Source organism: Geminocystis herdmanii PCC 6308 (genome assembly GCF_000332235.1).
GTDB classification, from domain to species: Bacteria; Cyanobacteriota; Cyanobacteriia; order Cyanobacteriales; family Cyanobacteriaceae; genus Geminocystis; species Geminocystis herdmanii.
On sequence record NZ_CM001775.1, the window covers coordinates 1,354,796 to 1,367,495 of the forward strand.

Below are 12,700 nucleotides of genomic sequence, written 5' to 3' on the forward strand. Positions count from 1 at the left end.
AGGAATTCTGATATTCGACCTTTATAAATACAATTTGATTGCTATATTAGTTATTTTCCCCCATGGATTGGACAACACCATTAAAGGCACAACAACAAGATTTTTGTTCCCGTCTTGATTTGGGAAATTTGTTACATTGTCAAGAAAGTTATCTTCATAGTGAAATGGTGGTTATTAATGAAGATTCGATCGAAAAAATTAAGGTTGAATCTATTTTAGAATCCGAAGAAATTGCCAATAAATATAATTTAACTTACCCTTTAAAAGAAATATTAGAAATAGTTTTTTATCGAAAATTAGGTATGGAGGCTTTTTTATTAAAATTTGGTCATTTAACTTGGTTAGATAATCATAAATATTATGAAGATTATGAAGCGAGTTTGGTTAATAGCCATTTTTTGGTGAAACAGGCAACAAATAATAAAATTTTAATTAAAACTTATTCAGGAAATTTTAAGAAGATAAGATATAGTGTATCTGCACAAGAAATCGAACATAATAATTTAATTATTTATACAATTTCTCCAGAGAAATTTAGAGTTAATTTAAAAGAATATGTTATTATTTTTTTAGGATTTATTCCTGTGGAATCATTACCAAGATTCAATGATAAACTAGATATTAATTTAGCAGACTTTTTATATATAGGTGGACTCAATTTTTATTTACAAAACATTTTACCTACTGATTATTATCTCTTAAAACTAGCTAAATCTTATCTCAAAAAAGGTAGTTATGCTGAGTCAATACTGTTATATAATAAATCAATTTTTAATAATCCTACTCAATCAAAAAATTATTTTTTACGAGGTATTTCTAAATATAAATTAGGCGATATTCAAGGTGCTTTAACAGATTTTTCTCAAACTATTACGTTAAACGATCAAGATTCTTTAGCTTATCATTGGGCTGGATATTTACATCAACAATTAGGTAATTATCCAGAGGCTTTAATGGAATATTCTCAAGAAATTAAAATTAATCCTTTAAATTATTTTGCTTATTTTAATCGAGGCATTATTCATACTAAATTAACTAAATTTATTAAGGCTTTGGAAGATTATACTATGGCGATTCAAATTAATCATAGTTTGTTTCAAGGTTTTTATAATCGGGCTATTATATATTATCAATTAGGAGATAAGGACAGTTCGATCGAAGATTATCTTAAAGCGATAAAAATACAACCAAATTTACCACAGGCTTATTATAATTTAGGCATTATATATCAACAATTAGGAGAATATAAACAAGCCTTTAACAGTTATCAATTGGCAATAAAAGCTAATGATAAATATTTAAAATCTTATTATAATTTAGCAATTTTACAAGCTGATTTAGGTTACTATAAAGAATCGATTAATACCTATCAAATTATTTCAGAAATTGATCCTTATTTTATTCCAGCAATTCAAAATCATCACTCTTTATCTTCATTATTAGAAAAAGAGGGAAGTATTCTTGATGATAATGAAATTTTATCTTCCTTGACACAAAATCCTGAAGTTATTGGTATAAATAGTAAAGGAAAAAATAACAGTGATTTGGACAAATATTGTTTTAATGTACCTGATAGTAAACAAACTCATTCTTTTTAACTATTTGATTTAATTTAAAATGATAATTGTCAAGAAATGTAGGCATTTTTTGTGATAAAAAAATCAATCAGGAGAAAAAAAGGAATTAATTAAAGGGGTTTTTGTAGCAGAGTTTGTAAGGGGATTTCCTCATCATAAAAAATACCTGAAAGATTTTCGGGATTGGGTTTCCCCTCAACAGGGGGAAATAATAACCAACGACTGCCTAGGGGTAATGATGACAAGGAATCGGCATTTTGAGATAACCAAATAACTGGAGATGAAGGGATTTGTTCGATCGAGTTGACTAAAAAATCAACACCTGCTAAGGTTTCTAACATGACTTTATTTCCCCTAATTAAACCTTTATCTGCCGTCCATAATTTTACATCTAATTGTTGACGACTGGCATAAAAATACATGGAAGCGGCGGCAATGACGGCGGTTTCAAAATATTCCGGTTGCCACTGACTGGAGTTGTCTAAACAAATGATGATTTCTTCTCCTCCTGTAATGGTTTCTAATTCTCTTACTTGTAAATCTCCGAATTTGGCACTACTACGCCAATGTATTAAACGGGTTGCATCACCATAACGATATTGTCTGATGGCTTTTGTCACTCCTTCTGTGGCGTTTTGATACAGTCTTTCACTTTGTCTCTGGTGGGTTTCTTGAATGCCGATATTATCAATGAGGGGGCAAGTTTGCAATGGTAAGACTTGGGGATAAACAATGGCTTTACTTTGGATCGATCGTTGACGACTGCTGTAAAATAATCCAAAGGGGGCAGCCGTTTTTAAAATAATATTATGCCAATGATAGACTCCTCTTTTTTTGGCGTGGGCATAGGATACTAATTTTAATTCACTTTTCGGTGGTAGGGTTTCGATGCGATTAATAATTTTCCCTGACAATTCCAAAGGTAACTCGTCAATAATTTCTATAAGAGTTTTCACTTTTTTCGTGGGATTACTAACAACTAACTCGATGGTTAACTCATTCCCCGCGCTGATGGCTTCAATATTCGTTCGTTTTAACTGAAGTCTTTTTAAAGTATTGATAGAGACAAATAAATTTAACGCCAGTAAAGAAAATAACACCCCACTCAAAACATATAACCAACCTGCCATCGTGTTAGTTGCTGCCCCAAAAAAACTTAAGGCAATACCGATTAAAACCCACCCAGCATAAGCTGGAGTTGCCCAACGACTTTCTAACCAATCAAAAAAAGAGATAATGAAATTATTATGGGGAGAATTAGACATTGATACAGGATGGCATAGTTTTACAATCAATTATACCTGCTAAAGAATGAGGAATGAGAAATATACATTTCCAATCTCAGGATTCAAATCGGATTGCTATATCTGTTTTATCACATTTTATGATGCCCTTATTTTTGAATTCTGTTATCTTTGTTCATAGAGAAAGAATAATATTTGTGATTATTTTTATTTTCTCTCTATTTTCCCTCAAAGTACAGTGACAATATTAATTATCAAATTTTTCGATCGAATTTTTGACTTTATCGGCAGAAGCATTAGTAATAAAATTTAGTTTAAAATCTTGATTTTCACTGAGATATTGTGCATAGGAAGATTGCAAATATTTACGAAAATCCTGATTATTTTTGAGATGAACTTCAAAAAAAGCTAAAGAAGTTCCTTTGACATAACTACTAATCAAATCTTGGCTAGGTAATGTTAAATGAACTGTCGAATCAAGAGCTTGTTTTATTCCGCCATCAAGTTTGCTAAAATTAACATGGGCTTGTCCTTCTGCTAACATCCAGTATTTATCGGGTGTATTTAACCAAATAAAAGGCATTCCTTGTTCAAACACTGGGGGGGCGGCTGGATCATCACTTCCTGAAGCCAAGAGTACAGGTATATCAATTTTACTGATACCCGTTTGCCCAAAAATATACCGAACGACAGGATTACCTGCAAATACGGCAGTTACACGAGAATCTCTAAACTGATAATCTTGTCTAGGTAATTCTAAGACTCTACATTCTAATAGTATCGCTACATCTAAACCACCGTAAGGGCGTTCACAGGCTTTTTGTAAGTAATCAAAATCAATGGTAGCACCAGCGATGGCCAAGGCAGTATAACCACCGAAAGAATGTCCTGCCATTCCCACATTTTGAAGATCAAGTCTGCCTTTAAACTCAGTGGGGTTGCGTCTTTCCAATTCATCAATCACGAAACTAATATCTTTAGGGCGATTGATAAATTCATCTCGATCGAATATATTTTTATGGTAGCCTTCAAACATCTCTTTTAAGTAAATGATGTCACTGCCAATGTGTTGAGGAGCGGCGACGACATAACCATAGGAAGCAAGATGGTTAAGGGGATCGGCAAAATCTTCAGGACGAGAGGATAAACCATGAGAAAATACAATAACGGGAATTTTATCCCTTGATACCCCTTGAGGTACATAAACATCAACATAAAATTTACGGTTACGACTGGTATCTGTCAACTGCCAAACTTCTTTTTTGACTTGATATTGTCCTGCTTTACGAATATCAGGTAATTTAGCATAATCAACAGAAGGATTATTAGAGGCTTCTTCAGCCGTCCAAGTGCGCATTTCTTTGACTAAATTTTCCGTAGCGGAGATGATTTTGTCTCCTTCTTCCACTGCACCCTTAATTAATTCCCCTTGTATTTGAAGATTTGTGGGATATTTTTTGAGAATATTAAGTAAAGTTAAACCATCGGGATCAAAAGCTGATTGTACGATCGCACCTCGTAAGGCAATACCGCCGTTTTCGCCCCCTTCAAGGGTGATTCCTTTACCTAAACGTAGAAGGATTTGTTCTCCCATTTCACTATTAAAAAAGCGAGAAACTAAAACAGGTTCAAGGGGAACTTTTTTGGTTAAAGATTCTCTAAATTTATCCCTTTTTTCAGGAGGAATTAAGTCTAAATATTGCCCTAAATCCTCGTTAACAGTGCCATCTTTAGCAAAGATTTCTAAGGATTCTACTTCTACAGAAAATTTAAGAGGACCATAACTTAAAAAAAGTTTTTCTGCCGCTTTAACAGGTAATGAAGTTAAAGAAGTTGTAACAATTCCTAATAAAAATAAAGCAAGTTTTGACGTTTTTTTGATCAACATTTTTTTTGATGATTATTTAATAAATTTGTTGTTAAATTGAAAATCAACTATTTATAGTTTAATTGAAAACTCTATTTTTTGTTACCCTAGGATTAATAAGATTTATGTTTTTTTTTTTACATTACTATTTTCATAGCTTGATCAATATAATTTATGAACATTATACTCTCTTTTTTTGACTTGTTTTGTTTATTATAATCAAACTTATTTAAGCAATAATAAAATTTTAACTTTTCTTAATCTTTTTAATATAAATATCTCTTTGAGGATAGGGAATTTGTATATTATTATTAGCAAATTCTTTTAAAATATTACAGTTTATTTCGCTAATAACGCCCTTTCTGGTATTAACATCATCTAACCAAAATTTGAGTTCAAAATTTAAGCTAGAATCTCCAAACTTTAGGAAAAAAGCTATAGGAGAAGGACTTTTTAATACCCTTTTATTATTGTAAGCAATTTCGAGTAATAAATTAATAATTTGTTCTGGTTGAGAATCATAGCCTACACCGATTAAAACAGAACAATAAACTAAGTTATTACTACCAGTATAAGTGGTTAAATCTTCTGTAAAAAAAGTTTGATTAGGAATGATTTTTTCTGAATTATCTACTAACATTTTTACCGTAGTTGCCCTAATTCCTAATTCTTTTACCTCACAGGTTTGTCCTTCAATACTAATAATATCACCCGGTTTTAATACTTTTTCAAATAATAAGATAATACCGCTAACAAAATTACTAATAACTTCTTTTAAAGCAAAGCCGATACCCACAGATAAACCACCACTAATAGCAGTTACAGCCCTACCGTCCACTCCCACATAACCTAAAATTAACACAATTCCTAAAGTGATTAAAAAATAACGTAATAATAATATACTTGCTTGAATTTCTCCTTTATCTGAAGGAGTTTTAGGTTTAATAAATGTGATTAATAATTTTTCTAATAAGATAACAATTACTACCCAAAAATATAATCCTATAAACAGAGCAAATATAGATTGAAAAGTGACAGGATTATTAAATAATTTGATTAAAACTATCTGAGAAAATTCTTCAAAATTTCCCGAAAGTTCTAATATTTTTCTCAACACAAATAAAATGAATAATGGATAAAATATTTTCCATTGATATTCTCGAATAATATTTAAGGGAAAAGTACTATATAAAAATGCTAAAAAACATCTTAAAATTAAATAAATTATTACTATTTGCACTGATAAATTTATTAATCCTTTTGTCCAATTTTGACTTTTTAAAAAAACTTCCATTAAATTAAGTAAAATTAAAGTAATTAAAGGAAAATCGATCGTTTGTACAAATAAAGCAATATACTCATTGGGTTCGAGTTTTTCATCTCGCCAAATAAAAGTAGTAAATTGAGGAATTTTTTTGTGTAACCAATTCCAAATAACTTTAGATAATAACCAACCTATTATTAAAGAAATAAAGATAATTAATGACTGAATTAAAATGTCAAATCTTGCTAAAAAAATGGATTGTTTAATAAGAATATCGGAAAAAGTTATAACTTTATTTTCCATAAAAATAGAAATTTATTAACTACTAAAACTATCTATCGACAACATTAATTCTTCGGCAGCTTTTTCGGTAGAAATTTCTCCTACAAGAGCTTTTTGATAAAGAATTTCTCCTATTTCAAAAACTTTCAGAATTTGTTGTAAGTTATTAAGGGGAATTGCTACTGCTGATTCAACTTGTTTTAATAACACGGATTCAATAGGCAGTAAAATAACGTTAGGATTTACATTACGATTGGTGGGAATAAAACTCTGAGTTTTGATAATTCCTGCTAATTGTTGCTCTGGATTCGTGATAAATTTAGCAAAGGCTAAAGCTAAACGATTTTCATTATCTGTATTACTATGATTTAATACTATAACTTTGGTATAAATCAAAGGAGTCGCTTTTCCTCCTTCTCCTTGAGGTAATAAAGCAATTCGGAAATTATCCCCTAAAGTCTCGGTAAAATCGAGAATTTCCGTTGATTCACAAACATAATAAGCCAATTTACCATTATTAAAAGCATTGTGAAGAATAGTACGATCGTGACTAAAAATGACATTAGGTTGTAAAGAAGCATTTTTGAGCCAATCAAGCCATTTTACCCATCCATCAAGATTAGGCGCAAGTAAATCTAATTCATTAAATAATCTACCACCAAAACTACCCATGCCCCAAAAAGTATCTTCAAAAGAAGAAACTAAACCCACAGTATAACCTTTTATTGCCCTTTGAATTAATCCATCTAAATCTGTTGGCGGAGTGCTTAAAATTGGATCATTGGTAGCATTTAATTTTGCTTTATTATAACAAAGAACCCTTGTATTTGAACCTAATGGAATACCATAAATTTTTCCTTGATAACGTACTTGAGTTAATGTAAGAGGGGAATAAATAGAAGTGTCAATTAATTCGGAATCAATAGGATTAATTAATCTTTTTTTGAGTAATTCTATCAGATTTTTTGCTTCAATAATTAAAGCACTTGAACCAAAACCAGTTTCTGATTTTTCAATAAAAAGAGAGGGATTTTTTTGCTGAGGAATTGATTGAAGGAGAATATTAACTTCTGGATTTAATTGTTTAAATTGTTCGACAGCAGTTATGAACATATTGGCAACTTTTCCCTCTGTAGAATGCCAAATTAATAGATTTCCTTGTAGTTTTGTTGATATATTTACTTGATTACTCAAAGCAATTTTAATGAGTAAAATCAAGCTAATACTAATGATAAAGTAATACAAAAAACTAAATATCTTTTTATGTTTAAACAACTTTGACATTTGCAAAAAAAATATACCTATTTAACTAATTGAATCGGTTATTGATTATGATTAAAAATGAAAAGTTGCTGACAAAAATGGTCCATTAAAACTTTCTTTGAAACCAAAAGCATTATTACCACTACCCCAAGAGTAATCTATTTCATAGAAACGATAGCCTAATTGTAATGCAGTGTTATAACCGATCCATACATCTGTACCAAATAAGACATTCCAACTCATGTCAGTTTCTCCAGCTAATCCAAATCCTGACGCATCTCCCCTTAACCATAGTCCAATTCGATCGTTTAATTGCATTCCCAATTTACCACCTATCATCGGTTCAAGCCAAGTTCTAGTCTGTCCGTAGTTATTTTGAAAACTACCATTAAAATTAACTAAGGTACTGGTAGCGACAACATTAATAGTTTCTTCGATATTGATACTGATGTTATTTAATCTCATTCCTGCTATGGGTTGAAACCAGAAAATAGGATAGTTGCGCCCTGATGGTTTTTCTGGTAATCGAGAATTGGGAATATCGCCAAAGTGATAACTTACAGCAAAGTCATAAATTCCCTGTTGAAAACTTAAATTTGTATTACTACTTATATCTAAATTTTGGGGCGATCGATTTTCGATAAAATCCTTAGTTTGTTCAATTTTAGCCAATTCTTGATCGATTAAAATTCTAGCTTCTTCTAATTCTTTTTGTAATGCTTGTAATTTTTCTGTATCTTCAATCTTACGTTGTTCGATAACGGTTTCAATGCCTTGTTGTACAGTGTCACGAGTTTCTGTCAATTTTTGTTTAATTTCAGGAAGAGAAGATAAAACTTCTTTAACGCCAGTATCTTCAATTCTCTTATTTAACTCTTCTAAGTCTTGAGTTTGGGGAAAATCTTTGATATTTAGTGCCAATAATTCCTTAAAATCTTCGGGAATTAATTTGAGATTCTCTAAATCTTGAAAATTCAAATCACCGATGCGAGAATCAACAAAATTACTTAAATTATTTCTAATTTCTTCTACTTTTATCTCGACAGTTTTTAATTTTTCTAAATCTTCATTAATAGTAAATTTTAAGTCTTCAATTTTTGTATCTATTTTTTGAGTAATTTCATCTTTTTTTAACTGTTCGTTTTCTTTCGCTATTTCAATTTTTTGTTCAAGATTATTAACTAATTCTGTCACCCTTGTATTTGTACCTTTACTCATTAAATAATTGAGAGAATTTAAAGCTGAGGGGGTTCTAGTAGCTTGTTTACTTAAATTAATAGTATCACCCAAATTAACGTAATAACCATCAAAAATAAGTCCAAATCTACCTTTCCATGCTTCTACCCTAGCACTGGCTGTAAAGTTCAAAGAATCTAATACTTGTCCTAAATCCATATCATAATCAACAGTTCTACCTCTAGCGGTAGCTGTGCCGTAAGTAGTTATTGGTACGGTTACATAGGGTTGAAATTGAAAACGCCATTTATTCGGATCATTTGTGATATTAACTTCGGAATTTTGGGCTTGAATTTGAGGGAATAAACTATTAGTATTTTCATTAAATTTACCAACTTGAAAAATGTCAGGAGTTTGCTTTATTAGTTCAGATTCTTGAAAATAATTTCCGCTTAAATCTGGTGCACAATCACAGCCGTTAGAGATAAATAGATCGTCTTTTTCTTGAGCAGATATAGGGTTTGCGATCGACTTTAGAGGAAAACAACTACTACCGATTGCTAATATAAAAATGAAAGATTTTTTAAAAAATAACATAATTTTGTAAATATAATATGATTTTAAATTTTAAACATCAAAAAACACATTAGAAAGCGACTATATTTGGAATAAAGAGGGCTGAAGCCCTTACTACGAACTAATTAAAAATCTTTTTTGGAGATGTGTATTATTGACAACCCACCACTGAGGCCGTGTAAGTTTTGCCGATCGACTCGATACCATTAACAAATAAATTCACTTGATAGGGTTCATCCTTAGGGCGTGGCTCGGCTACTATTTTTAAAGGCTTATTTGCTTGAAATTGTACCCCTTGATTATTAAAAAATTCTCCTGCGGTTTGGTCACTATATTTGAGATACATTCTGACATCAAAAGGCCCACTATCATTAGAATTAACGGTAACGATAAACTTACGATACTTAACATCTCCGGGTACAGCCCAATCCGTATTCCAATTATTACGAGTGACATCAACTCCTAACATTCCCAACGGACCAGCCGGAATAGTTGGAGGAGAAACAGTTTTAGTGACACTATTACCACTTCCGCCCACAAGAGGTATAGGAGTACAGGTTTCTGCTTGAAGGGGTAAATTAAGTCTCAAGATGGAGAAAAAGATACCTAAAATAGTAAAACGAGAAAAAAGAGAAAGTTTCATTTTTTTTGTTGTATAATTGATTAATTAAAGTATTTGTGTTACCACAGGAGGATTCCAAATGCCGTTAAGAGCCGATGCTTTTGGGGCATATAAACGCATTGTTACTCCTAATACACCCTCCGCAGGAGAAGGCAACCAGTTAGAGACTTTGTCATCTTCAGGAGATTCGTGTTGAATATATATATCAAGTGAACCATCGGAGTTATATGTTAAAGTATCTCGATCGCCGATGGCAAATCGATCGAGCTTATTCGCTACTTGAAAACCCTCCGCATCATACATGGTGATCGACCAAAAAGCCTCTACGGGGGGAAGCTCATCTTTATCAAAGTGTAATATATAGTTGTTTTTACCTTCCATGGGCTTACCATTCGCATCAAAGACATTCATAGGATAAATGGCATCTTCGGGTTGATTTGCCCCTAATCCCACCATTGCCACGATCGCCCGTTTTAGGTAATAATTGCCATAAACTCCCATAGTATCAGTGTTCATTTGCCAACCGTTTTCGATTCGTGCCAAAGTTGGTAACTTCTCCATCATAATTTTCAGTCCATCCATTACCGCTTTTTGTAAACCTGCTTGTACGGTAGAAGGTGCATTATTCAAGTCAAAACTCTTACCCTGCTCAATACCTATACGTTGCAGACGAGCAATAATTGACCAATCGGTAACTTGAGGGGGATTAATTTTGAGTAATTCTGCACCATAGCTGAAATATTGACTTGCGGACATACTATTGATCTGTTTTAGAGGATCTGTTTTCATATCAATGGTAGTATCAATAACAGTTTCCATAGCTTCAACGGTTCTGCCCCACTGAGAAAGAGGAACAATTTTAAAACCGTCTTGAATTTCATTTACCGCAGGATAATCTTCAACTCCGTTAGTTTGAATTCGTCCGATAATCCAAACATAAGGGGTAGGAGATTCGATTTTTTCGATTTCTTCTGATAATTCTCCTGTCCATCCTTGAGGTACGATCGCATATTGTTGAGCTTCTGTGCCTGTGGTACGTTTACCGGGTACAGCAAAAACATTTGACCACATATCCAACATGGGTAATAAATAGTAACGTCCGTTAGTATCAGGAGTTAAGACAATCATCGGCTCTTTAGTTATATCAACCCACGCAACGGTATAAAGAGTATCAAAATTAGGACGCACTACCGCTCGAAAATTAGCTGGAGGAAATTGTCGCAGATGATGAAATGTATTTACAGGACCGAATCCGGGTTTTTCTCCTGATTTGTAATTAGTACATACCCTTCTTGTGAAGTCCATGGTAATCAACGAATAAAAGTAATGATAAGCCTCAATACCAATTTCGTAGGCTTGTTGTTCTGTAATATTATCGAGTGATAGTTTCATAATTATATTAAGTGAAAAAGATTTCGTAAAATTACTCGTTAACCATTGATTCGGGAACTTGTACCGAAAATTGACCACACTGTAAAGAAAGTTTTTGCGGATTGAGAGGATCTCTAACTAATTGAGGATCAGCAGGACGAGTCTGTCCGGGTTCTGTATTCTCACAGATAATAGTGGTAATTTTCGGATTTTGATTCGGGGTGAGAAAAGCCGCACCAACGTAGGCTTTCAACTTTACTGTCACGGGATTAGAATTATCAGGAATTACATAACTATAAGCGGCTTCTGAGGTGGTGCGAACTGCATAATCAAAAGTAGAAGGTAGGGTAATACCAAAATCTTTTTGAATGTTATCTATTACGGCTCGAAACTTACCATTTGTTTGATAATAAGTCCGTTGTCCTTCCGTCATCTTAGCTACCGCTTGTAATGCAGTATTTTGATCTTGATTAGGACTATTTTGAGCTTGGGTAGTTAAACCGAACCCTAATAATACACTACCGAAAATAAGAGCGATGGCTCGATTTTTCCAAAGGTGTTTTGAGTTTGAAAATTTAGTCATGATTTAGTTTTCCTGTGTAAAAATTATTGTTCAGAATAAATGTTCTAAAGATTTCTTTTTGTGCTTTTCCTAGGCGATCGCTTTTAAGTGAGTAAGTAAAATTAATCGTACATTTTATTTTTCTAAAAGCGATGACAACAATGGGTTTAAACCCATTGCCTCTATACAATTAATTTTGCATAAGTACTTAGTAAAGAATTGGAGTGGGTGCAACATAAACTGGAGGCGCATAAATTGGATAAACGGGAGCTACAGGAGTAACAACTACAGGAGGGTGATAATAATAATTACTCGCCGCGGCACCTGCCGCCACACCTGCCCCATACATCGCCCAACGTCCTAAAATATCAATAAATAAAGATGATTCTTGGAAGTTAGCAGGTAATTCTCCTTGTAAAACCTTCACTTGATAGGAAAGATTATTATTTTCTAACTTAGGATTTGTTAATTCAATAACGATACTATTAACACCTTTTTCACCAAAAATCGATAATGTAGCATTAGGCGGATTAGAGGCAAAATTATCTGATCCTTTATCCCAATGACTGATAAATTCAGTATTTTGTACATGACCTGAAATACGTTCGGGTCGATCGCTAAAAAAGATAGTTGAACCGACTCCATTAAGATTTAATCTTTTTCCGTCATAACTACCTGTGACAGAATTTTGCACGAAAAGCAGTTGTACGGGATCAGAAACTTCTTTGGTTTCAGGGGCTGGTTTTGCTTCCACAGATTTATCAGTAATCAGATTACCCACAGAAACAGTCAAGGTAAGCATACTAACGGTAAATAAAGCACAGAAAGATTTTTTGTTCATGATTTTTCAATTTTTAATTAAATATGTTGTAACTATGGTTACTTGATCCTTTAAG

General features: G+C 32.5%; 10 protein-coding genes. 1 reads left to right on the top strand and 9 read right to left on the bottom strand.

Going from position 1 to position 12,700, the window contains the following annotated elements; translation table 11 throughout:
- Positions 1-62 precede the first annotated feature (62 nt).
- The gene (locus SYN6308_RS06945; RefSeq protein WP_017293714.1) at positions 63-1,598 is read left to right on the top strand and encodes a tetratricopeptide repeat protein; all 1,536 of its coding nucleotides are present in this window, start codon (positions 63-65) and stop codon (positions 1,596-1,598) included.
- A gap of 89 nt (positions 1,599-1,687) precedes the next feature.
- Here the strand turns inward: SYN6308_RS06945 and SYN6308_RS06950 are convergent, their stop codons facing one another.
- From SYN6308_RS06950 to SYN6308_RS23310, 9 genes are all read right to left on the bottom strand, one after another.
- Entirely contained in the window at positions 1,688-2,842 is a 1,155-nt protein-coding gene (locus SYN6308_RS06950; protein WP_017293715.1) for a DUF58 domain-containing protein, read from the bottom strand.
- Positions 2,843-3,068: 226 nt separating this feature from the next.
- The gene (locus tag SYN6308_RS06955; protein ID WP_017293716.1) at positions 3,069-4,709 is read right to left on the bottom strand and encodes an alpha/beta hydrolase; all 1,641 of its coding nucleotides are present in this window, start codon (positions 4,707-4,709) and stop codon (positions 3,069-3,071) included.
- Between the two features lie 226 nt (positions 4,710-4,935).
- Entirely contained in the window at positions 4,936-6,255 is a 1,320-nt protein-coding gene (locus SYN6308_RS06960) for a mechanosensitive ion channel family protein (RefSeq protein ID WP_017293717.1), read from the bottom strand.
- 15 nt (positions 6,256-6,270) lie between these two features.
- Positions 6,271-7,428, bottom strand: coding sequence for a sugar ABC transporter substrate-binding protein (locus SYN6308_RS06965; RefSeq protein ID WP_237741264.1), 1,158 nt, complete (start codon positions 7,426-7,428; stop codon positions 6,271-6,273).
- Positions 7,429-7,569: 141 nt separating this feature from the next.
- Positions 7,570-9,270, bottom strand: a complete 1,701-nt coding sequence (locus tag SYN6308_RS22000) for a hypothetical protein (RefSeq protein WP_017293719.1) — start codon at positions 9,268-9,270, stop codon at positions 7,570-7,572.
- 130 nt (positions 9,271-9,400) lie between these two features.
- Positions 9,401-9,892, bottom strand: coding sequence for a hypothetical protein (locus SYN6308_RS06975; protein ID WP_017293720.1), 492 nt, complete (start codon positions 9,890-9,892; stop codon positions 9,401-9,403).
- Between the two features lie 24 nt (positions 9,893-9,916).
- A complete protein-coding gene (locus SYN6308_RS06980; RefSeq protein WP_017293721.1) occupies positions 9,917-11,263 on the bottom strand; it encodes a DUF1254 domain-containing protein in 1,347 nt (448 codons plus the stop codon).
- Positions 11,264-11,294: 31 nt separating this feature from the next.
- The gene (locus SYN6308_RS06985) at positions 11,295-11,825 is read right to left on the bottom strand and encodes a type IV pilin-like G/H family protein (RefSeq protein ID WP_017293722.1); all 531 of its coding nucleotides are present in this window, start codon (positions 11,823-11,825) and stop codon (positions 11,295-11,297) included.
- Between the two features lie 187 nt (positions 11,826-12,012).
- On the bottom strand, positions 12,013-12,645 hold the full coding sequence (locus SYN6308_RS23310) for a hypothetical protein (RefSeq protein ID WP_017293723.1): 633 nt from the start codon (positions 12,643-12,645) through the stop codon (positions 12,013-12,015).
- Between the last annotated feature and the right edge of the window lie 55 nt (positions 12,646-12,700).